We start from the raw sequence: 20,864 nt of genomic DNA, 5'->3' as shown, positions 1-20,864 counted from the left end.
CTAGCAATTGAAGCGCAACAAATGACAATAACTACTTTTTCTTAAAAAATACGATCGTATTTTTTAAGGGACGCAACACTAGGACAGACGGTCGATATCGAGCGCCTCGCCGCAGTTGGGACAGCGCGACAACCGGGCGCGAAACAGGAGCCTGGGCCGAAAAAACAGCGCCCGCCAGGTCGGGCCGGTGGGACGGTAGTCCACCAGGATGGACATGCCGCAGCGGCAGTAACGACGTTGCATGGTGCGCCTCCTTGTTGCGCGGCTGCGCAACAGCAGTTTATTTTTATAAACTTCCCGGGCAAAAAAAATTTGCCTACAGTTCCCGCCCCACCCACAACACCCGGCCGATGACCCGCAAGGCGTCGAGTTCGTCGCCGCGCAACACGATGGGCGCATAGTCGCGGTTGTCGCTTAAAAGCACCAGCGCCCCGGGACGCTTTTCCACCCGCTTGACCAGCACCGTGTCCTCCACGCCCACGGCGTAGACGGCGTGGGCCACGATGGCGACCTGGGCCTGGTCGACGAGGACGAGGTCGCCGTGGCGGATTTCCGGTTCCATGCTGTTGCCGACCACGTCCATGAGCACCATGGCCGCCGGGCTGCCCTTGCGCCGCAGCCAGTCCCGGCGGAAGGGATAGACCGCCTCCACCGCCCCGGCCGTCTCGAAGGAGCCGCCGCCGGCGGAAAGCCGCGCCCGGACCTTGGGCACGGTCAGGAATGCCCCCTCCTCCCCCGCCGCCAACCGGCCGGCTTCCCGGCCGTCCCCTTGCCGCCCCAACCGGCCGGCCTCCCGGCTGTCCCCTTGCCGCCCCGGCCGGCCCCCCGCCCGGGATACCTGGCCGAATTCCAGCCAATCGGCGTCGACCCTGGCCCGGCGCGATACCGTCAGCACCCAGGCCTTGGGCACGGCATCCTTCTTCTTGGCCTGGGTCACGGCCGAGCGGTGCACGCCCAAAAACGCGGCCAGATCGGCCTGGGACTGGAGCCCGGCCGCCTTGGCCGCCCGGGCGAAAAAACCCTCGAAGCCACCAGCGGGCGAGGACGGGCCGTCATGTCGTGCAACCATGTTTATTTTTATAAACAAGCCCGCCCTTTCCCGCAAGCCCCTCGCGACGAAAACGGCGATTATTTTTCCGCTAAAGATCGGCCCCCAGATGGTCGATAAGACCACCGACAAACCAAGTCGTCCCTACGTACCCGGGGCGGCGCAGACAAGGATGTCCGCCATGACCGTTCCAGACAAGTCGCTTCACCCCCCGGGCGACCCCGCCGGCAGGACGGAAACGCCGGAAGCCCGCGCCCAGCGCATCGCGGACCTCAAGCGCCGCGTGCAATCCGGCACCTATCTCATCCAACGCTACGAAATCATCGAAGGCCTGCTCGACGCCCTTTCCGCCGACGCCCAATAGCCGTCCGTTCCGCCGCTATTTCGCGCCCCTGCGCGTTTGCGCCCCCGAAACCGCCGCCATGGCCCCCGCCAGGGTCCAGGGCGGGGGATTGGTCACGTCCAAGCCCGGGGCAACCAGCCCGGCGCAGTGCAGATAAAGCCGCTCCCCTTCCCCGTGCCCGTAGACCGGATCTCCCACCAGGGGATGGCCGATCCCGGCCAGATGGGCCCGAATCTGATGCCGCGCGCCCTTGGCAATACGGCAGGCGAGAAGCGTAAGCCCGGGGAGGGCCTCCAGGGGGGTCAGGGCGGTATGGCGCAGCCGGTCCGGATCGGTACGCCGCAGCAGGAGGGTCCTGGCCCGGTCGGCCACATCCAGGGCGTACTCCACGGTCAGGGGCGCCGTGACGCTGCCGTGGGCCACGCACAGGTAGGTTTTTTCCACGCGACCGGCCGCCTCGGCCTGGCGGTAGGCCGCTGCCGCCGCCTCGGTCAGGGCCACGGGCAGGATGCCGCTGGTCAGCCGGTCCAGGCGGGACAGCAGCCAGGCCGGGGCATCGGGGAAAAGCGCCGGCAACAGCGACTCCAGGCTCTGGCCGCCGCCCTGGGCGATGGCGGCACTGTGCAGCCCGGCCGGCTTGGCCAGGGCGGCATAGGCCTCGCCGCGAAAAAGGATGGGCACGTCCCCGGCGAAAAACGCCTCCGGGGCGCCGAGCAGGCCCAGGGCGGCAAGTTTTTCCCCGGCCCGCACCCGGTAGGCCGCCCCGCGCCGGCGCCCGTCCACGGTCACGCCGCCGGCTTCAAGCAGCCGCCGCCGCCCCCGCAGCCCGACCTCGGGCCACAACAGCGAAATCGCCTTGTCCAGGCGCTGGCCGGCCATGCCCGGCGGCACCAGGGCTTCCCGTCCGGTGTTGGCCGCATCCGTCATGGACCGAGCTATAGACGAGCCGCCCGGGAAAGCAACTCGCGCCTCATGTCGCGCCCTCGACGAGGATGTAGGCTGCCTTGCAAGCAACACCTAAGGATAATTGCATATTATTAAAAAATACCCTCGCATTATTTCTGGGGCGCACCACTAGGGATTCCTCGCGGCCGTGCGCAGGCGCTTGGCGGTCAGTTCGTAGTTGTCGCGAAAGAGGTTTTCCTTGGGGTCGCAGCGCAGGGCCTGTTCGAACAGCGGCAACGATTCAGCCGTGCGGCCGAGCTTGTGCAGCGTAAGCCCCATGTTGTTGTAGGCGGCGCAGAAGTTCGGGCAGTGGGCCACCACGTCCCGGTAGCCGGTCACGGCGCCGACGAGGTCCCCGCCATCGCGCCGGGCTTCGGCCGAGGCAAAGGCGGCGGCGCAGTCGGCGGCCGGGCCGGAGGCCCCACGCTCGGCCTCGGCCAGGCGCTTGCGGGTGGCGGCGACGTTGTCCTGATAGAGCTTTTCCCCTGGCGCGCATTTGACCGCCTCGGCGAACCAGGGCAGCGACTCGCTGGCGTAGCCAAGGGAATAGAGCGAGGCCCCGACGTTGTTGTAGGCCGGGCAGGTCTCCGGGCAGAGGTTGAGCAGGGCCTGGTACTCGCGGATGGCCCCGGCATGGTCACCGCCGGCCCGCTTGGCCGACGCCTGGCGGCCGATGGCCTCGCAGCGCGCCTGGCGGTCGGGGTCGGCGGCCTTGGCCGGGCCGGCCTCCCGGGCGGCCTGGCGGCGTCCGGATTCCTGGCCGGCCAGCCCGGCCTGGACCCGGCGTTCCAGGTCGCGAGCCCGGCCGGACTGGGCCGTGGGCAAGGGGCCGCGTTCCCGCAGGGCGCGCAGGGCCGCGTCCGCGCCGGCCAAATCCTTTTTGCGCGCCAGGGACTCGGCGGCATCGAGGGCGGCGGCGGCCTGGCCCTCAGCCCCCTTGGCGGCGGCCACGAGGTGCTCGCGCAGCCCGCGCAAGGCCGGCAGTTTCGGTGCGGCGGCCTCGGCCTCGGCCAGGGCGTCGAGGGCCAGGTCGTAGCGCCGTCCGGCCTGGTAATCCCTGGCCCGGCCAAGGGCCGCCAGGGCGGCGTCGCGCGAGCGGACCAGCCCGTCGCGCCGGGCGGCCAGGGCGGCATCGCCCGGGGTCAGGGCCAGCATGTCGTCATAGGCCAGGACGGCGCCGTCGAGGTCGCCGGCGGCGGCACGGGCGTTCGCCTCGGCGCCGAGGGCGGCCAACCGCTTGTCGCGGTCCAGGCGGTGGGCCAGGGACTGGCGCAGGGCAGCCAGCTTTCCATGTTTGGGACTGATTTTCGCCGCCTCGGCCAGGGCGGCCCGGGCCTCGTCGGCCTTGCCGGCGGCGATGGCCGCCTCGGCCCGCTCCTCGGCCCGGCCGAGCTTCTCCCCGGCCTGGGCGATCTCGGCCCGGGCCCGGGCCGCGCCGGCATGCTCGGGGTCCAGGGCCACGGCCTCGGTCAGGGTGGCCAGCGACGCCTCGGCCTCGCCGGCGTTCCATTGGTCCCTGGCCCGGGCCAGGCGCTCGTCCAGGCGCCAGGCCTTGTCCTTGCGGGCGGCGACGGCCGCTTCGAGCTCACGCGTGGCGGCAAAGCGCGCGTTGACGCCCTTGGCCTCGGCCAGGGCCACGGCGGCGCTGTCGAAACGCTTGGCCTGCAAATAGGCGGCAGCCTGCTTGAGGGCGGCCAGCAGCCGGTCGCGGTCGGCCACGTAGCGCTCCCGGGCGACCTTGGCCGCCGCGTGGCCGGGGTCGAGGCCCAGGGCCTGGCCGGTGGCGGCGATGGCCCCGTCCACGTCGCCGGTTTCCCAGCGATCCCGGGCCGTGGCCAAAAGCTTGTCCACCCGGTCCAGGATATCGTGGCGCGCGGCCGCCTCACGGCGCATGGCCGCGATGGCCGGCGCCTTGGCATTGACCTTGGCCGCCTCGCCGAGCATGGCCGCCACCTCGGCGAAATCGTCCACGGAAAGGGCCGCCCCGGCCTTGGCCAGACAGCCGTCGAGCCGGGCCTTGTCGCGGCCGAGGCGTTCCAGGGCGGCCAGGGCCGGCACGTCCTTGGGATTGAGCCGGGCCGCCTGGGCAGCCAGCGTAACGGCCTTGTCCGGCTGTCCGTCGGCCCAGGCCGTCTCGGCCTCATGGGTCAGCTTTTCCGTCTCCCGGGCCTTGGCCACGGCCGCGTCCAGGGCCTGCCGAGGCACGGTCACGGCAAAGCTCCCCTGCCCCCGCCCCAGAAGCAAGCCCCGGCCGTCGCGCACTTCGAGCACGGCCCGGCATTCGCCCAGGCTTTCCCGGGACACGGCGATTTCCCGGCCGTCCTCGCCGCCGCGCACCTTGGCCCCGGGGCACAGGTCCCAGCCGTAGGACAGGGGCGGATGGCGCGGCGTCGGGGTCAGGACGGCCCGAAGCCGCACATTTTGCCCCACCGCCACCCCGTCGGCGGCCACAGGCCCCTCGCCGTCGCGCCAGATGGTGGCCGGGGCTTCGAGCAGCCCCCGGTTGTCCACCGAAACCGTATACGGCTTGGCCGCGACTGTCAGGGCAGCCGTGCCCAGGGCCGCGTCCTTGCCGCCGGCGTTTCCCGCCGTGGCCGTCACGCGCACGGGCACGTTCGCCGCTTCCGTGGGGTAAAAGGTCAGGGAACGCTCGTCCACGCGCACGAGCCTGGCCGTGGCCGGCAGCGGGTCCCAACGGAATTCCACGCCGTCGTGGATGGGAAAATCGCGAATAGCCACCGTGACTTCCTCGCCGACCAGCGGCGCGGCCGGCGTCACGGCCAGGGAAAAGGCCGGCCGGGCCACATCGAGGTCCACGGCCTCGGACACGGCGGCCAGGCCCGGCGACGGCCCCGACCGGGGCACGGCCTCGACCCAGACACGCTGCTGGCCGGGGCGCAAAAAAACGGCCGTGTTGGTGCAAGGCCCTTCCTCTTCCAGGAACCGGGCGCCGGCATCGGCCTTCCAACGGCAGACGTAGCCGGCGCGGTCGATTTCCCGCTCGCCGGCAAACAGCCTGGCCTCGAAGGAGGCCGCGCCGCCGACCCGGACCGTGCCCTCGGACGGGGCGCTTTTGACCAGCTCGATGCGCAGGCCGGAGGCCACTGCGGCCGCGCCCGTCCCGGGGCGCCGCTCTTCGCTGGCGCCAGGCTCGCCCGGGGCGCGCACCGCGGCCAGGGCGGCCTCGGCAGCCAGGCTGGCGGCGCTTGGCCAGACCAGCCAGGCCAACCAAACGGCCAGGGCAACCCGGCCGCCGATGGCCCATAAACGGTACAACCGCATTGTATGCTTGCTTTTATTTTCCACGTTGTCGCTTCCCTGCGTTTGCCGAAGGGAAAGCAGCATTCGTGCCAGGAAAAATCGGCCGCCCTCTAAGGGATCCGGCCAGGCGTCCGAAAAGCCTCAGGCAAGGAGGCCGTCATGAAAAACACCCTCGCCCGCATCCAGGAAACGCCCGCGCACGTGCTCGACATCCGCCAGCCCGAGCACGCCGCCCGTTTAAGCGAAGCCTTCGCCCAGGAGCGCCTGACCGTCCAGGCCGCCCTGGCCGAACTCGCCACCATGCGCTACGGCGACGCCGCCGCCCGCGAGGAAACCGCCCTGGCCACCATGGCGCCCATGCCCGGCCCGGGGCTCATGCGGCGGGCGCCGCACGAGGTGCTGCGGCTGCGGGCGGCGCTTTTTCTGGTGTCCTGCCACGAGCACCGCAGAAACTGACCGCCCGTTCCCGACCGCCGCCCGGGCGGGAACCAGGTGCGGCCACGGCCAGCCGCCCGCGCGGGAACCAGGCGCAACGCCAGCCAGCCGCCCGTGCGGGAACCAGGAGCGGCGACGGCCAGCCGCCGCAAAGGCCAACCGGCCCATTCCCCGTGAGCCCCGGCCCGAAAACGCCGAAACGCCGCGTCCCTTGCGAAACGCGGCGTTTTTTTCCCATGTGCCCGGCTGGCGTTTAGCGGCCAAGCCCCAACTGTTCCAGGAGCACGGCGAAATCCAGGTTGGCGTTGATGAGCTGGGCGCCCTGGCGGATCTTGATCTCGTCGCGCAGCTTGTGGCGCATCAAAAGCGTCTCCATCTTCTTGGCCACGGTGTAGGTGTCCTCGCGGACCACGATGATGGGGATTTCCAGGACCTCCGAGCGGGTCAGGATGATGTCGTTGGGGTAGAGGTTGCCGGTCAAAACCAGGCAGGGGCTGTCGCCCTCGAGCGCCACCAGGTGGACGTCGGAGCGGTCGCCGCCGACGATGATGGCGGAATTTTTCTGGCGCCGGAAATGCGTCATGAAGTTTTCCACCTGCATGGTGCCGATGAGGAAACTCTCCACGATGCGGTCGGCCTTGTGATGGGCGGAGATGACCTTGCCGCCCAGGCGGTCGGCCAGGTCCGAGACCTTGATGGCGGCCATGAGCGGATCCTTGGGGATGACCCCCAGGACCCGGATGCCCCGGTCGCGCAGGAAGGGGGCGATGAGGGTATTGGTCTCGTCCAGGAAATTCTGGGCCACGTCGTTTAAGATCACGCCGGCCAGGTGGTCGCCGAGCTGTTCTTTCAGCACGAGCAGGTAGTCGTAGTTGAGCTCCTTGGAATAGCGGTCGATGACCACGGCCTTGAGCCCCAGTTCGCGCACCACCCGCACGCCGTCGGCGTTGCAGTAGCGTCCGGTGTGCATGCCGCCCGAGCCGCCGACCAGGGTGACGTCCTTGCCGGCCGAGACCTTTTCGTAGGCCCCGCGGATGAGCCCCATGACGTCGCCGGTCTGGTTGCGGAAGGCCCGGACCTGGAAATCGTGGGAGGCAATCACCGGGGTCAGCGTCTGCGGGTCCTCGTCGGTGCGCAGGATGCGCTGGACGTGGTAGGCGTCGTCGTCCCACAGCCGGCCGTCGATTTCCCGGGGCATGGCGCCCACGGGTTTCAAATAGCCCACGCTGTAGCCTTCCTTCTGCAAGCGCAGGCCAATCCCCATGATCACCATGTTTTTTCCGGAATACCCGGCGGTCGCGCCAACATACAATCCAGCCATGGCTGCCTTCCTCCTGTGGCTGCTTGGGGACCGGCGACGACCGGGCGCAAGCCCGGCGCCCGTCGAACGGTCGGGGACGTCGTCGAAGTAAAATGCCCGCACCGGACGGGATAATCAAGATAATTGGCCGGGCCGGACGGGAAAAACACGATTGGGCCACCCGGGAACCTTGGAATCGGGCGGCAAAAAGACTAGTAGCCAGGACACGCGCCCATTGCCGGCCTGGCCGGCCTTGGGCCATCACCCGGGAGCGCCTCCATGTCTGAAACGAACGCCGCCCTCGAGCGGGCCCTGGGACACGCTTTTTCCCGGCCCGAACTCCTGGTCACGGCGCTGACCCACAGTTCCTGGGCCAACGAACGCGGCGAGGCGAGCCAACATAACGAACGCCTGGAATTTTTGGGCGACGCGGTGCTGGAGCTGTGCGTGTCCGAGGAACTTTTTGTCCGCTTTCCGGAAGCGCCGGAAGGCGAGCTGACCTTGTTGCGTTCGCAGCTCGTCAACGAATCGAGCCTGGCCGGCCTGGCCAGGGAGCTTGGCCTGGAAACGCACGTGCTTTTGGGCAAGGGCGAGGAAATCCAGGGCGGCCGGTCGCGGCCGGCCCTTTTAAGCGACGTGTTCGAGGCGGTGATCGGCGCCCTGTTCCTGGACGGGGGCTACCCGGCGGCCCGGGACTTCGTGGCCCAGGTTTTTCGCGAAGCCTGGCCGGATCGGCCCTTGGCGCCCAAAACCAAGGATTTCAAAAGCCGGTTGCAGGAATACACCCAGAAAATCCACAAGGCCCGGCCGGCCTATGCCCTGCTCGGCTGCGAAGGCCCCGAGCACGACAAGCGTTTCCAGGTGCGCCTGACCCTGCCCGGCGGGCAGGCGGTCACGGCGGTGGATAAAAGCGTGAAGAAAGCCGAACAGCTGGCGGCCCGGCTGGCCCTGGAATCCCTGGAGCCGTTCGGCACCAACGGCAGGTGATGCCCCATCCCCGATGGCCCATCCGCCGGTCCCCGCCCGACACCGAAGAACAATCATGCTCCCTTAAAAATACGCCCGTATTTTTAAGCGGCGCCTCCCGCAAGGCCGTGCCGGCGCCCCGGTCCGCCACGACGGCCGGGCACCGTCAAAAACTTGTCTTCAGCCGCGCGGGCCGTTTCGGACCAGGGAGGGACCATCGCTTGGTCCACGCCTCCCTGGTCCTTTTTCATATGCCACCGTCGCCTTGGGCTTAACCGCTGATGAGCTGCATGGCCATCTTGGGCAGCGAGTTGGCCTGGGACAGCATGGCCACGGCCGACTGGGTGAGGATCTGCTGGCGCACGAATTCCGTCATTTCGTTGGCCACGTCCACGTCGGAGATCTGCGATTCGGCGGACTGGAGGTTCTCGGCCTGGATCTGCAGGTTCTGGATGGTGTTTTCCAGGCGGTTCTGCAAGGCGCCCAGGTTGGCCCGGATCTTGTCCTTGGACACGATGGCCTGGGTGAGGGCTTCCAGGGCTTCCTGGGCCTGCTGCTGGGTGGAGATGGACCGCCCGGCCTTGCCCGTGCCGGCGCTCAGGCCCACGCCAAGGGCCGAAGCCGTGGAGTTGCCGATCTGCACGTAGTAGTAGTCTTCCGAGCTGGAGTTGCCGGTGCCGAAGTGGACCTTGAGCTTGCCGGAAGGCGTGAGCGTATTGCCGGTGTGGGTCGCGCTCGAGAGGTTGCCGTTTAAGAGATAGATGCCGTTGAAGTCCGTGGCCATGGCGATTCGGGTAATTTCCGAGGCCATGGCTTGGTATTCGGAGTCGATGATCAGGCGCTGGTCCGAGGTGTAGGTGCCGGAGGCCGCCTGTTCGGCCAGTTCCTTCATGCGGATGAGCTTTTCGTCCACGACCTGCAACGCACCGTCCGCCGTCTGGATCATGGAGATGGCGTCGTTGGCGTTGCGCACGCCCTGGTTCAGCGTGGAAATGTCGGACCGCATGAGTTCCCGAATGGCCAGACCGGCCGCATCGTCGGCAGCGGTATTGATGCGAAGCCCCGACGAGAGACGTTGTGTCGAGGTTGCCAAGGCGCCATACGAGTTGGACAGGTTTCTGGCGGCATTCATCGCCATCAAGTTGTGATTGATAACCAGGGACATAAAAACCTCCTTGTTGCAACCAGACGTTCCTTGTTGGTTTTGCCCTGATCAAGCACAACCCGTACCAAGAGCATTTTTCACTTAAAAATAAGCATATTATAAATCAAAACCGCCCCTCCTGGGAAAATTCTACCGCCCGGGCGCCAAAGTCTCCGCGCCCGCTCCCGCAACGTGAACGGCCAACTGGGCACGGGCGACACCAACGACCGGCTCTCCCCGGTGGCCGTGGGCGGCCTGCCGGCCATGCGGGCCATCGCCGCCGGGGCCTGCCACTCCGCGGCCGTGGCCGCCGACGGCACGGCCTGGGCCTGGGGCGGCAACGGCAGCGGCCAGCTCGGCACCGGGGACACGGACAGCCGCCTGACCCCCGTCCGGTCGGCCCAGTCTCTCACCGGCCTGGTGGAGGTCACCGCCGGCTACGGCCACACCCTTCTTTTGGCCGGCGACGGCGCCATCTGGGGCTTTGGCGGCAACGGCCACGGCGCCCTGGGCGACGGGACCAGCACCGGCACGTCCCTGCCCGTGCGCTGCAACCTCGCGATCCAACTGCCGGGCACGTGCAACCCGGCCACCATCCTGCTTATCGACGGCGGCCAATAGCTGCGCCCCCCTCCACCTGCCGGACCGAGGCCGGCCGGACGGACAGGGCCGGCCGGACGGATACCGGGCGCTGGCACGACCGGCCCCGTCCGCCCGGCTTGACTGGCCGGCACGACGCGAAACGGCCGCCCCCCGCGAGGGGAGGCGGCCGTTTTTCCGTTGCCCAGCCGGGCTAGCGCTTGAGCTGGATGACTTCCGAGAGCATGGAGTCCACGGTGGTGATGGTCTTGCTGTTGGCTTCGAAGCCGCGCTGGGTAACGATCATGTTCACCATTTCCGTGGCCAGGTCCACGTTGGACGATTCCAGGGTGTTGCCCGACACCGAGCCCACGGAGCCGGTGTTGGCCCGGTTGGTGGTGCCCTGTCCGGAGTCGAGGGTGGCGCTGAAGAGGTTGTTGCCTTCGCGCGACAACCCTTGGAGGTTGGTGAAGTTGGCCAGGGCCAGCACCCACAGCTGCAAGGTCTGGCCGTTGGAGAAGGTGCCGGTGAGCACGCCGTCGGTGTCCACGGACACACTGGTCAAAAGGCCCGCCGTGTAGCCGTTTTGCGAGCTGAACACCGTGGAGGAGGACGTGGCGTAGTTGGTGGTGACGTTGCTGTTGATCTTCAGCGTCGCCTCGTTGAAGTAGGCCAGGGTGGCCGGGTCGCTGGTGGCGCCGGCCAGGGTGCCGGTCCCGGTGGGATCGGTGAAGCCGCTGGAGTTGCTCATGCCGAAATTGAGCGTGGTCAGCGTGGCATTGGACTGGTCGGGGAAGCTGGCGTCGGAAACGCCCTTGAAGTTGGCCGTGAAGGCGGGGTAGCCGTTGGACGTATCGGCCACGCCCCAGTCCGAGGCGTTGAAGGTCGTGGAGTTGGTGTAGGCACTGGTCAGCGTGTAGGAACTCATGTTGGTCATGGAACCCGAGGAGTCGAAGGTCATGGTGCCGACCATGAGCAACCCGGCCTCGTTGGAGTTCGGGTAGAGGGGATCGCCGTTGGCGTCCGTGCGGCCGTCCTCGGTGGGGTCGCAGGTCACGGCGTATTCCCAGTACTCGTTGCCGCTCTCGCTCGTGACCTTGTCGTAGTAGACGGTCAGGGTGTGGGGCGAGCCGTTGGCGTCGTAGACCTTGACGGTGGTCGAGTAGGTGTAGGCGTCGGAGGACATGGCCGGCGAGGAGGTGCCGTCCCAGGTTTCGCTCATGGCGTAGAAGTAGTCGGAGCTGCCGGGGGTACGCGTCGTGGCGCTCGTCGAGTCGGAATCCAGGTTGGTGATGACCGTCACGCTCGAGGTGGCCTTGGCCGGGCTGGTGTAGGAATCCAGCCGGATGTCCTGGATCTCGCCGGTCACCGGCGTCTGGCTGAGCGTCGTGCCCGAGGCCGAGGCCGAATCGATCTTGTCCTGGTCCACCTGCCAGCCCTGGACGGCCAGGCCGGTGGTACTGGTCAGGTAGCCGTCGTTGTCGAAGCTGAAGTCGCCGGCCCGGGTGTAGTAGGTGGTGGTATTGCCGGTGTTGAGCATCTTGCCGTTGGAACCGACTTGGCTCTTCTGCTTGACCATGAAGAACCCGTTGCCGCTGATGGCCATATCCAGGTTCTCACTGGTGGTCTCGAGGCCGCCCTGGGAGTAGTCCGACACGACGGCGCCCACGCGAACGCCGCGCCCGACCTGGCCCACGCCGGCGGCCGTGCCGATGGTGGCGCTCATGAGGTCCACGAAGTCGATGCGCGCGCCCTTGAAGCCAACGGTGTTGGTGTTGGCCAGGTTGTTGCCGATGGTGGTCATCCGCGTCGAGTTGGCCTGCAGGCCGGACACACCGGACCACATGGATGTTTGAAGCCCGACTCCCATGATCGTTCCCCCTTTGTGTCTATCCTCGCCGCAGCCTTAGGAATCCGAGCTGCTGTCGGTCGACGATTCGTTGATGACGTTGGTGATGTCCGTGAAGGCCACGTAGCGGTCGTTGCCGATATTGAGGTAGTAGCTGCCGCTTTCCTGCGTGATGCCGATGACGGTTCCGGTCATGGTGGACGCGACGGTCAGGATGTTGCCGTCGGCATCGGTGGCCGTCACGGACACCTGGTACTGGCCGTCGTCCATGACGTTGCCGTCGTAGTCCTTGCCGTCCCAGGTGAACTCGACATCACCGGCGCTGGTGGCCCCGAGGTCCACGGTGCGCACGATGGTCCCCGAGCTGTCCGAAATGTTGACCAGGCAGGTTTCGGCGTCGTCGGGCAGGGTGAAGGTCACGGGTGTGGCCGTTCCGTCCTCAAGCCCCACCGCGGTGCCGGTGGCTTCGATGGTCTTGCCGATGAAATTGACGGCGCCCATGAGCTGCTGGGTCTCGCCGATGGAGGCCAGGTTGTCGATGCCGGAATTGATTTCCGTGAGCTGCTCCAGGCTGGAGAACTGGGCCAGCTCGGCCACGAACTCCTTGTCGTCCATGGGGTCCAGCGGGTCCTGATACTGGAGCTGGGTGACGAGCAGCTGCAGGAAGGCGTCCTGACCCAGGCTCGAGGAGGACGACGACGCGGTGCTGGTGGTAGACGAGCTGTCGCTGGTTCCGAGAAGGCTGCTGACGTAACTCATGGCTCACTCCGTAATCAGGCGAAAAGGTCGAGTCCCTGGGGCCGGGTCAGGGCCGTGGGCGGGACGAAATCGTTGGGGGTGGCGCTTTCCTCGGCCGCCAGGGTCCGGGCCAGCCGCTGGGCCGTGCGCGTGCGGTCCATGGCCTCGCGCTGGGCATTGGCTTCGTTGTGCTCCTGCGAGCCTTGCCAGGCACTCTGGTTGTCGCGGGCGAGGCCGGTTTGCACCTCGAGCTTGCCGACCTTGAAGCCTTGATCCTCGAGGGTCTGCTTGATCTTGGAGGCCTGGTCGTGCAGCATGGCCGCCGTATCGGTGTTGTCCGCCGCGATGACGGCCTTCACTTCCTTGTCCTTGACCGAGATGGTGACGCTGAGCTTGCCGAGATGTTCCGGCGAAAGCGTGATGGTGAGTTGCTTGGCGTCCTGCCCCACGCTGCGCAGCAAGCCGGTTTCGACCTGCTGGGCGACCCGGGCGGCCAGGGCCGGATCGAAGGCCTTGGCGTTGCCGCCCGCCGCCGAACCGGTGGCCGCGTTCGCCGCGGTCATGGCCTGGGGGAAGGCGGTGCCGGCGGCCAGGGTGGTCGCCGTCTGGCCGGAGGCCTTCTCCCCCCGCACCCGGCTGAAAAAGTCGGCCCAGCCGGACTCCTGGCCGGTCTTGCCGGAGAAGTCGCCGGCATTGCCGCCCTGCTGGCCGGTGGTGCCGGTGCCGTTGCCGGCATTCTGATTGGCGGCCCCGAAGGACGGCACGACGGCATTTTTTTCCGCCGAGACCGCCTGGGACTGTTCGCCCTTGACGCTTGACCGGGTGGAAGCGGCCGGGTCGATCTGGCTGGCATACCCGGCCTGCTCGGCGGCCACCGCCCCGGCCTTGCCGATCAATTCCGGGGAAAAACCCTTGGCATCGACCCCGCGCTGCACGGCCAGGGGCGCGGTGTCCTGCCCGGCCTTCGCTTCGAGGTGCTGCGTTGCGGTGTATCCGGCGGTTTGGCCGGTTTGTGACGTGATGTTGCGGCCGGTTTGCTGTGCCGCCGTTGTCGCGGCCTCGGTGGCCAGCCCGGTCGCGGCGTTTGACGCTGCGGTATTCGCGGCATTCTTCGCCGCCGTGGCCCCGGCATCCTGTGTCGCCGTCATTGCGGCAAGCTTCGCCGCCAGGGCCGCGTCGTCCTTGGCCAGCGCCTGTCCGGCGGCCTGTCCGGCGGCCTGTCCGGCGGCCTGTCCGGCGGCCTGTCCGGCGGCCTGTCCGGCGGCCTGTCCGGCCGTGTTCCCGGCCGTCTGGGAGGCCATGTTGCCGGCGGCCTGCCCGGCCGTCCGGTTCGCGGCCTGATCGGTGCTGTTCCCGGCAAGGGGGTCCGCCGCCTGGCCAGGCTTCGTGGAGGTGTTCTCCGCTGTTGCCGCGTTGCCGCCGACACCATTCCCGGAGGCGGGCACGTCCCCAAGCAGGTTGCGCTTGGGCTGGCCGGCCGTCGGGGCGGCGGCATCGCCCGAATCCTTGCCGGCGCCCATGGCCACGGCCTGGGCGGCCTTGCGGGCCACGTCATCGTTGTGCAGGCCGGCGTTGAGCTTGCCCGACTCCCGCAACCAGGCCTGGTCCATCACCTGGGAAGCGGACTGGCGAAACCCGGCCAGGGCCTGCCGTTCCTCGGCGGTCTTGGCCAGCACTTCGTTTTTCACGGCATGAAAGGCCGTGGCCAGCCCCTGCACGGTCAAGCCGGCGGCGGCGGCCTCGGACTGGCCGATGAGGGCCGACAAACGGGCCTGCGCCTCGTCGGACAGCCCCAGGGCCCGACCAAGGGCCGTCACTTCCGAACCGGTCAGGCTCACCGTGGCGTCGGCGGAAAGGCCGGACACCTTCTCGTCCACCGCCGCCCACACGGAATCGCCGTCGCCCTTGCCCAGGGCATCCACCAGCCGCTGGGACTGGTCGGCGCTCATGCCCAGCTTGCCGAACAGGCCGAGCAGCTCCACGCTATCCTGATTGGAAATTTCCTTCTTGGCGGCCTTGTCGGTCTTGGCGATCTTTGCTTCCACCTGCTTGAACATCTCGCCCCAGGTCAGGCCCGACTCGCTGCCCGCCTTGGTATCCAGGACAGCCAGTTCGTCGTCGGAAAAGCCCTGCTCCTTGAGCTGGTCGCGCAGCGCGGCAAGATCTTCCCTGGTCAGCCGCATATTCATGAGGTCGTCCTGGCTGGCCGCCCCGGCGGCCTCGTCGTCCAGGGCCTTGGCGCCGGTGGTGGCCGTCCCCGTATGCTTCGTGGCGGAGGCGCTCACGGCCTGGCTGGTCCGGGCGCTGTCGAGCACGCTGGCGAAAAGCCCCGATGGGCGGCTCGTTCCCTGCGTGCCGGCGCTTTGCGCGGAGCTGGCGGAACCGGTGGTGGTGAGCGGAAGAATCTGCATGGCTGCCTCCTGACGCAGCCGATTCTTCAAGAGCCGTTCCAAAATGAAAAATGATGCTTTCACGGCCTGTTGCCGCGCCAACCGAGGAAAGGGAGGGGATTTTTTTGCCGCCCGGGTCAGGCCTGGGAAAAAAGCCCGGCCAGCCGTTCGAGATGCTCCAGGCAGCGCAGGCGCGCGGTGCGCTCGCCATCGGCGTTTTGCACCACCCGCTCGAAAAAGCCGGCCAGCGGCCGCAGACACGGTGCGAAGGCGGCGGCGAAACGCACATCCGGCACCTGGCCGCGCCGGGCGTCACGCGAAAGCCGCGCCCCAAGGCCGGCCAGCCCCCGGCCAAGGACACCGGCCAGGCGCGGCTGGTCCCGCCGCAGCGCCGCCATGGCTGCCCGGGCCGGCGCATCGTCGCATACGCCGAAAAGCCAGCCGAAAACGGCCCGCCACAACCGCCCCACCGCCTCCCGGGCATCGCAGGCCGGCTCCGCCCCCAGGCGGTGCAAGGCGTAGAGCCCCAGGGCATCGCGGCCGGTCTCGAACAGCTCGTAGCCCGGGATGGCCGCCCCGGCCAACCGGGCGCCCTCGCCCCGGGCCAGCCGGGCCGCCGCGTAGGCCACCCGGGCCGGGTCCAGGCGCTGCCGGCAAAAGGGCTCGCTGCGGATACAGCCCCAGCAGCCCCGGCAGGACATGCGCGGCCGCAGCACCACATGGCCGGGCTGATAGGGGCCGGTCTCGTAGGCATTGACCGGGCCCACGGAAATGTTGAGCGTTTTAAGCCCCGTCCAGGCGGCCAGATGCATGGGGCCGGTGTCGGGTGTGACCAAAAGAGCCAGTTCCTGGCCGAACACGGCCAGTTCCCGGAGCCCCAGCCGGCCGCACAGGTTGGCCACGGCCAGGCCCGAAAGCCTGGCCACCTCCGCCCCGAGCGCCACCTCGCCCGGCCCGCCGAGCAGCACCGGCACAAGCCCCCGACGGGCCAGTTCGCGCACGAGCCCGGCCCAGAACAGGCGGCTTGGCCGCTTGTCGTGTTCGCTGGCCCCGACAAAGACCCCGACCCGCCGCCGCCCGGCCCCCCCCTGGCGCGGGGCCGCCCAGCGCGTGGCCGCCATCTCGGCCAGGGGGATCATGTCCAGGGCGTTGAGTTCGGCCCAGTGGAAGCGGTTGTGGCGGTTGTTGTGCACGACCGAGGCCCGGTAGAGCTGCCAGTCGCCGGCCACCCGCACGGCGCCGCCGGCATCGGTAAACGGCCCCAGGCGCCGGGCCGCCGCAATGGCCCCGGCCAGGGCCGCCGCCTCGGGCCGGATGCTCAGGTTGATGACGGCCAAATGCTCCCGGCCCGTCAGCTCCCCGCCCCGGGACAGCGGCAGGTAGGCCACGGGCGGGCTTATGGGCGAAAGGGGCGCGGCGAAACCCGGCTCGGCCACCACCGTGACCGGATGGCCCGGATAGCGCCGGGCCAGCCACAACAGCAGCGGATAGGTCAGGATCAGGTCGCCCATCCGCTGGGTCTGGATGACCGCGATGGGCGCGCCGTCAGCGGCCATGGCCGCCCTCTTGGGGCACCGGGGCGAGCAGGCCCCTGTCCGCCAGGGCCCGGCGCTTGGCGGCCGTATCCGCGGCCAGGGCGGCGAAGGCCGTGTCGGCGGCCCGGGCAAGGGCCGCGTCGTCGTATTTGTGATGCAGCTTGAACTGGTTGGCGAAACCCGAGCCGTAGCCCGCCCCGCCGGGCTGGCTGGCCGCGCCCGTGACCTTGGCGTGGGTCACACCCAAATGCCCCTGGCAGTACGGCACCCGGCCGGCCAGCAGCAGGCGCAGGTCATGGTCCAGGTCGTCGTACTGGGTGGGTGAAAAACGGATGTCGAAGCCGCCCGTGGCGCGCAGGGTTTGCGTGCGCAACAGATGGCAGCAGCCCGTGACCGTGGCGCAGGGCCTCCCCACGGCATACTGGCCGGCGTCGGGGGTGACCAGCCAGGGGCTGGCCAGCTCGAAGGCCCGGCCCTGGCCGCCTTCCTGGCGCGGCGTGGGAAAAAGGTGGCTGTCGGCGCACTGGACGAAGGCCGGCGCGCCAAGGCCCATGATGCGGCAACCCCAGACCCCGGCCCCGGGGCAGGCGGCCACGGCCGCGCCGAACCGGCCGAGCCAGTCGCGCGGCACGAAGGCGTCGTCATCGAGATAGGCGGTGAAATCGCACTGTTCCACCTCGGGCAAGGCGGCCAGCCAGTTGCGGGCCGCCGGCGCGCCCACGTTGACCGGGAGGCGCACCACGCCCAGGCGGCCGCCCAGGCGCTCGCGCCAGCCGGCCAGCACGGCCGCCGTGGCGTCGCCGCTGCCGTTGTCCAGGGCGAAAAGGCGCGGCCCGCCGCCGGCCGGGGCCAAGCCCCAATCGGTCGCGGCCAGGGCGGCCAGGGTCCGGTCCAGGAGCGCGGCGCTATTAAACGAATACAGCAGCACGGCCAGGCTGCCGGGCAGGGCCTGGACGGCCTCGCCGGCGCCGGTGGCCAGGTCGTGGAGCCGGCCCAGGGCCAGGCTGTCGAAGGGGCGCGCCCGGGCTACCTCCGTCAGGGCGGCCACCGCCCCTTCCCGGTCGCCCAGGCGCCAGCGGGCCTCGGCCAGCAGTTGCCGGGCGGCCAGGGACGGGAAAACGGGGGGCAGCCCGGCGAGCCCGGCGGCCGCCTCGGCCACCCGGCCGCAAAGCAGGCGCAAATGGGCCGCCGCATACGCCCCCAGGGGGGCGAAGGGACCGGGCAGGCCCGAAAAAACGGCCGCCACCCGGTCGAGCTGCGCCTCCCCCGCCCCGCCGTCACCCAGGGCCATGGGCGCGAAGACCGACAGCCGGTAGAGCGGCCCGGGGTCGGCCGGGTCCTTTTCGTGGCGCGACAGCAGGTAGGCCAGGAGCCTGGGGATGTCGCGCCGCCCGGCCAGGCGGTCGAAATACGGGTCCGGCCCGGACGGCCGGGCGGCCATAGCCACGGCCCGGGCGGCGGCGGCCAGGGCCGGCGGCGCAAAGGGGCGGCGGCCGTTTCGGGCGGTGAGGTGCGCCGCGGCCTCGGGCCAGAAAGGCGCCCCCTCCCACACGGCCAGGCTCAAGGCATCGGCCAGTCCGGCCCAGGCCTGCCCGGCGGCCAGGGCGGCGTCCCGGGCCGGGGCCAGCCCCGGGCCGCAGCCGCCGACCAGCAGGCGCCGGGCCAGTTCGGAAGGCAGGCCGGCAAAAGGCGGCTCGGCCGTCACGAGGCGGCCCCGCCGCCGAAGCTGTCCCGCATGAGGCCGAAAAGTGTGGCGATGCGCCTGGGGTAGGTGTGCTCGGCCAGCACCCGGCGGTAGCCGGCCCGGGCGATGGCCTCCCGGGCGGGGACGTCGGCCAGGTAGCGGGCGATGAGCTCGCCTATGGCCTCGGGCGCGTCGTAGACGGCCACCTCGCGCCCGGGTTCGAACAGGCGGTCCATCTGGCCCCGGCTGTCGGTGAGCAAAAACGCGCGGCAGGCCGGCACGTCGAAGACGCGCTGGTTGACCGCGCCCTTCATCTGGCGGCTGGTGGCGTTGAAATTGATGTCGGAAAGCGGATAGAAACCGGGCAACTGGTCGTAGTAGGCCAGCTCCGGCAGATAGCGCCAATCCCTGTCCCGCCCGTCCAGGGCCTCGAGCCAGCCGTCGTCGCCCACCACCAGGGGCCGGTGGGGGAAAAGCCGTTGGACGCAGTCCTGGCGATAGCGGCGGGTGGCCTCCCAGATGACGGCCGTTTCGTAGGCCAGGCGGCGCTCGGTGGTCCATAGGGCGGCATAGGCCGGCAGCAGTTCGGGCCGGGCCGCTTCCATGTGTTCGCGCACGGTGCGGCAGGGCGAGGCGTCGAAGCTTTCGGCCAGGGAGGCGAAGGCATCGACCAAAAGGCGCGGCGGCCGGGCCGCGGCCAGGCGCAGCATGGTCTTGCGCCACATGGAATTGCCGACAAAGGACACCCGAGCCCGCCAGGGGTGACTCACGGGCGTTGCGGCCAGCGGCCGAAACCGCGTCTCGTCGGCGGCCAGGGGCAGGTGGTGGACGTGGGCAAAGCCCATGGCCCGCACCGGTTCGAGGCTGTCGGCATCCCAGGTGAAGATGGCCGTGGCCCGGTTCTGGGCCGGCGCGTAGAGCGGCAGGAGCAGTTCCGGGCTGTCCACGAACCACGAGGCCAGGGGCAGGGCCAGCTCGTCGAGCAGCGACAGCAGCACGCCCTCGTGGTCCACGCCCATGTGGTTGACGGTAAAAAGGAAATCCGGCTTGAACGCGCCCACCGCCCCCCGGACCATGGCCACGAAGGCGTCGCGGTCGCACTCGTCGCCGGTTTCGAGGTAGCGGCAGGGCGCGCCCAGGCGCTGGCAGGCCTTGGTCACCTCGCCGAGCAGGAAAAAGCGGTTGGTCAGGCACAGCACCCGGGGCAGGGCCTGGCGGAACAGCGGCCGGGGCGTAGCGACAGGTTCGCGGGGAGGCGGCGGCGGGGCAAGCAGCCCGGCCAGGCCGCCGTACCAGGCCGGGTCCAGGCGGCGGTAGACGGGATGGGCCACGGGAAAAAGCGGCAGCGGCGCCACGCCGCCGCTGGCCGCGGCGAAATCCCGGATGCGCCCGGCGGCCGTGACCGGGTCGTCATCGTCCACCCACAGCAGCCCGGGGTCGCCGGCAACGGCCAGGCGCGCGCCGGTGGCCTCGCTGATGGCCGTTTCCCGGTCGGCCACGGCCACGGGCAAGCCGGCCTGGCGGCAGGCGGCCACGGCCGCGCCCAGGCCCGCGCCCAAAAAGACCGGCAACCCGCCGGCGGCGATGCGCTCCCGGGCGAGCCTCGCCTCGGCGTCCAGGCCGGCACGGCCGGCCAGGCTCCAGGTCTTGCCCCCGACTTCCAGGCGGACGTCCACGACGCCAGAGGCGTCACGGACGGGCGTGGCGACCAGATCGGGGGAAGCCACGGCGCCTCAATCGCCGCAGGCGGCGGTCAGGGCCGTTTCGTCCGGAAGGACCTGGAAGAACTGGAGCAGCTGGACGAGGCCCAGGGTCTTTTCCACGGGGGGGCTGAGCCGGTAGAGGTAAAAGGCACGCCCGGCGCTACGCATCCGGGTGTTGGCCGAAACGAGAAACCCGATGCCCGAGGAATCCATGAAGGTCACGTCGCCGAGATCGACGACCACGGTGGCGACGGCGTCGCCTTCCAGTTCGGCGTCCAGGCACCGCTTGAGGTCCGCGGTGATCTCCAGGGTGATTTCCCCGACGTAGTGCAGCATCAGCGCATTGCCGATGCGCGAGAGCCTCAGCTTTTCCACCGCGTCGCCCCTATGTCCTTGTGAATGAAAACGACGTTTTCGTCGTCGCGCCGGTCGACCCGGCAATGGTTGGACAGCATGCGCATGATGTACAGGCCCCGGCCGCCCTCGGAATCCGGGCCGGGGTTCTCGAAGCGGGCGCCCTTGGCAAATCCCTTGCCCCAGTCCACGATCTCCAGTTCCACCCAGGCCCCGGGGCTGACGGCCAGGCGCACTTCCAGCTTGCCCGGGCCGCCGCCGTAGGCGTGGCGGCAAACGTTGGCGCAGGCCTCGGTCAGGATGATGTCCAGGTCGTGGAGCGTGTCGGGATCGGCCAGATGCTCGCGCGCCAGGTATTCCACCACCTCCTTGGCCAGCTTGCGGCTGTCGCCAGGGTGGGAAACGGCCTGAAAGACTTTGCGTAGCACCGCCTGTTCCACTGTCCCGCTCCAATGGCGCGCCGGGCCGGGCCTCGTCGCGACCTGCCTACGCTTTGCGCCGAAACCGCGCGCGCCGTCAAGGGGCGCCCCTGTCGCGGCCCGGTTCCCTCCCGGCGCCATTGCGGGTATGGCAGCCGCAGCGGCGCCGCG

18 protein-coding genes are annotated in these 20,864 nt (G+C 69.4%); 4 read left to right on the top strand and 14 right to left on the bottom strand.

The features are described from left to right. Positions 1–78 precede the first annotated feature (78 nt). Positions 79–243, bottom strand: a complete 165-nt coding sequence (locus tag ACP59X_RS06440) for a hypothetical protein (protein WP_428566552.1) — start codon at positions 241–243, stop codon at positions 79–81. Positions 244–316: 73 nt separating this feature from the next. Beyond that, on the bottom strand, positions 317–1,069 hold the full coding sequence (locus ACP59X_RS06435) for a LexA family transcriptional regulator (RefSeq protein WP_428566548.1): 753 nt from the start codon (positions 1,067–1,069) through the stop codon (positions 317–319). 160 nt (positions 1,070–1,229) lie between these two features. Between ACP59X_RS06435 and ACP59X_RS06430 the strand changes: the two genes are divergently transcribed. After that, positions 1,230–1,412: a flagellar biosynthesis anti-sigma factor FlgM gene (locus tag ACP59X_RS06430; RefSeq protein ID WP_428566544.1), complete on the top strand. Its 183-nt coding sequence runs from the start codon at positions 1,230–1,232 to the stop codon at positions 1,410–1,412. Between the two features lie 15 nt (positions 1,413–1,427). On the opposite strand, the gene ACP59X_RS06425 is transcribed toward ACP59X_RS06430, so the two are convergent. Both ACP59X_RS06425 and ACP59X_RS06420 read right to left on the bottom strand, forming a co-directional pair. Beyond that, positions 1,428–2,318: a pseudouridine synthase gene (locus ACP59X_RS06425; protein ID WP_428566541.1), complete on the bottom strand. Its 891-nt coding sequence runs from the start codon at positions 2,316–2,318 to the stop codon at positions 1,428–1,430. Between the two features lie 147 nt (positions 2,319–2,465). Continuing rightward, on the bottom strand, positions 2,466–5,618 hold the full coding sequence (locus ACP59X_RS06420) for a tetratricopeptide repeat protein (RefSeq protein WP_428566538.1): 3,153 nt from the start codon (positions 5,616–5,618) through the stop codon (positions 2,466–2,468). 138 nt (positions 5,619–5,756) lie between these two features. Here ACP59X_RS06420 and ACP59X_RS06415 point away from each other — a divergent pair, with 138 nt between their 5' ends. Then, the gene (locus ACP59X_RS06415) at positions 5,757–6,053 is read left to right on the top strand and encodes a hypothetical protein (protein WP_428566536.1); all 297 of its coding nucleotides are present in this window, start codon (positions 5,757–5,759) and stop codon (positions 6,051–6,053) included. 232 nt (positions 6,054–6,285) lie between these two features. Here the strand turns inward: ACP59X_RS06415 and ACP59X_RS06410 are convergent, their stop codons facing one another. Continuing rightward, a complete protein-coding gene (locus ACP59X_RS06410; protein WP_428566532.1) occupies positions 6,286–7,353 on the bottom strand; it encodes a phosphotransacetylase family protein in 1,068 nt (355 codons plus the stop codon). Positions 7,354–7,611: 258 nt separating this feature from the next. Between ACP59X_RS06410 and rnc the strand changes: the two genes are divergently transcribed. Next, on the top strand, positions 7,612–8,319 hold the full coding sequence (gene rnc / locus ACP59X_RS06405) for a ribonuclease III (protein ID WP_428566529.1): 708 nt from the start codon (positions 7,612–7,614) through the stop codon (positions 8,317–8,319). 250 nt (positions 8,320–8,569) lie between these two features. Here the strand turns inward: rnc and ACP59X_RS06400 are convergent, their stop codons facing one another. Continuing rightward, positions 8,570–9,463, bottom strand: coding sequence for a flagellin N-terminal helical domain-containing protein (locus tag ACP59X_RS06400; protein ID WP_428566526.1), 894 nt, complete (start codon positions 9,461–9,463; stop codon positions 8,570–8,572). A 171-nt stretch (positions 9,464–9,634) separates the two neighbouring features. On the opposite strand from ACP59X_RS06400, the gene ACP59X_RS06395 reads away from it, so the two are divergent. Continuing rightward, the gene (locus tag ACP59X_RS06395; protein WP_428566521.1) at positions 9,635–10,063 is read left to right on the top strand and encodes an RCC1 domain-containing protein; all 429 of its coding nucleotides are present in this window, start codon (positions 9,635–9,637) and stop codon (positions 10,061–10,063) included. Between the two features lie 172 nt (positions 10,064–10,235). On the opposite strand, the gene ACP59X_RS06390 is transcribed toward ACP59X_RS06395, so the two are convergent. The 8 genes from ACP59X_RS06390 to ACP59X_RS06355 all read right to left on the bottom strand — a co-directional run bounded on the left by ACP59X_RS06390 (position 10,236) and on the right by ACP59X_RS06355 (position 20,714). Then, complete coding sequence (locus ACP59X_RS06390; RefSeq protein WP_428566518.1) at positions 10,236–11,891, bottom strand: flagellar hook protein FlgE; 1,656 nt, start codon at positions 11,889–11,891, stop codon at positions 10,236–10,238. A 36-nt stretch (positions 11,892–11,927) separates the two neighbouring features. After that, positions 11,928–12,629 carry a flagellar hook assembly protein FlgD gene (locus tag ACP59X_RS06385; protein ID WP_428566515.1) on the bottom strand — a complete coding sequence of 234 codons (702 nt, stop codon included), beginning with the start codon at positions 12,627–12,629 and terminating at the stop codon, positions 11,928–11,930. Between the two features lie 14 nt (positions 12,630–12,643). Then, positions 12,644–15,019, bottom strand: coding sequence for a flagellar hook-length control protein FliK (locus ACP59X_RS06380; RefSeq protein ID WP_428566512.1), 2,376 nt, complete (start codon positions 15,017–15,019; stop codon positions 12,644–12,646). 116 nt (positions 15,020–15,135) lie between these two features. Continuing rightward, entirely contained in the window at positions 15,136–16,554 is a 1,419-nt protein-coding gene (locus ACP59X_RS06375) for a glycosyltransferase family 9 protein (RefSeq protein ID WP_428566508.1), read from the bottom strand. Beyond that, a complete protein-coding gene (locus ACP59X_RS06370) occupies positions 16,544–18,238 on the bottom strand; it encodes a glycosyltransferase family 2 protein (RefSeq protein ID WP_428566504.1) in 1,695 nt (564 codons plus the stop codon). The genes ACP59X_RS06375 and ACP59X_RS06370 overlap by 11 nt, the downstream gene beginning before the upstream one ends. Beyond that, positions 18,235–19,944, bottom strand: coding sequence for a CgeB family protein (locus tag ACP59X_RS06365; protein WP_428566501.1), 1,710 nt, complete (start codon positions 19,942–19,944; stop codon positions 18,235–18,237). The genes ACP59X_RS06370 and ACP59X_RS06365 overlap by 4 nt, the downstream gene beginning before the upstream one ends. Positions 19,945–19,950: 6 nt before the next feature. Beyond that, positions 19,951–20,295, bottom strand: a complete 345-nt coding sequence (locus ACP59X_RS06360; RefSeq protein ID WP_428566498.1) for an STAS domain-containing protein — start codon at positions 20,293–20,295, stop codon at positions 19,951–19,953. Then, entirely contained in the window at positions 20,283–20,714 is a 432-nt protein-coding gene (locus tag ACP59X_RS06355) for an ATP-binding protein (RefSeq protein ID WP_428566495.1), read from the bottom strand. The genes ACP59X_RS06360 and ACP59X_RS06355 overlap by 13 nt, the downstream gene beginning before the upstream one ends. Positions 20,715–20,864 lie beyond the last annotated feature (150 nt).

This window comes from Solidesulfovibrio sp. DCME (assembly GCF_049995385.1).
Lineage (GTDB): Bacteria > Desulfobacterota > Desulfovibrionia > Desulfovibrionales > Desulfovibrionaceae > Solidesulfovibrio.
Note: the sequence above shows the minus strand (reverse complement) of the source record. Positions and strands in the feature narration are given on the sequence as shown.

Excerpts from the sequence above, each read along its gene's own strand:
- ACP59X_RS06440 (WP_428566552.1), bottom strand. The coding sequence starts at position 243 with ATGCAACGTCGTTACTGCCGCTGCGGCATGTCCATCCTGGTGGACTAC.
- ACP59X_RS06435 (WP_428566548.1), bottom strand. The coding sequence starts at position 1,069 with ATGGTTGCACGACATGACGGCCCGTCCTCGCCCGCTGGTGGCTTCGAG.
- ACP59X_RS06430 (WP_428566544.1), top strand. The coding sequence starts at position 1,230 with ATGACCGTTCCAGACAAGTCGCTTCACCCCCCGGGCGACCCCGCCGGC.
- ACP59X_RS06425 (WP_428566541.1), bottom strand. The coding sequence starts at position 2,318 with ATGACGGATGCGGCCAACACCGGACGGGAAGCCCTGGTGCCGCCGGGC.
- ACP59X_RS06420 (WP_428566538.1), bottom strand. The coding sequence starts at position 5,618 with ATGCGGTTGTACCGTTTATGGGCCATCGGCGGCCGGGTTGCCCTGGCC.
- ACP59X_RS06415 (WP_428566536.1), top strand. The coding sequence starts at position 5,757 with ATGAAAAACACCCTCGCCCGCATCCAGGAAACGCCCGCGCACGTGCTC.
- ACP59X_RS06410 (WP_428566532.1), bottom strand. The coding sequence starts at position 7,353 with ATGGCTGGATTGTATGTTGGCGCGACCGCCGGGTATTCCGGAAAAAAC.
- rnc (WP_428566529.1), top strand. The coding sequence starts at position 7,612 with ATGTCTGAAACGAACGCCGCCCTCGAGCGGGCCCTGGGACACGCTTTT.
- ACP59X_RS06400 (WP_428566526.1), bottom strand. The coding sequence starts at position 9,463 with ATGTCCCTGGTTATCAATCACAACTTGATGGCGATGAATGCCGCCAGA.
- ACP59X_RS06390 (WP_428566518.1), bottom strand. The coding sequence starts at position 11,891 with ATGGGAGTCGGGCTTCAAACATCCATGTGGTCCGGTGTGTCCGGCCTG.
- ACP59X_RS06385 (WP_428566515.1), bottom strand. The coding sequence starts at position 12,629 with ATGAGTTACGTCAGCAGCCTTCTCGGAACCAGCGACAGCTCGTCTACC.
- ACP59X_RS06380 (WP_428566512.1), bottom strand. The coding sequence starts at position 15,019 with ATGCAGATTCTTCCGCTCACCACCACCGGTTCCGCCAGCTCCGCGCAA.
- ACP59X_RS06375 (WP_428566508.1), bottom strand. The coding sequence starts at position 16,554 with ATGGCCGCTGACGGCGCGCCCATCGCGGTCATCCAGACCCAGCGGATG.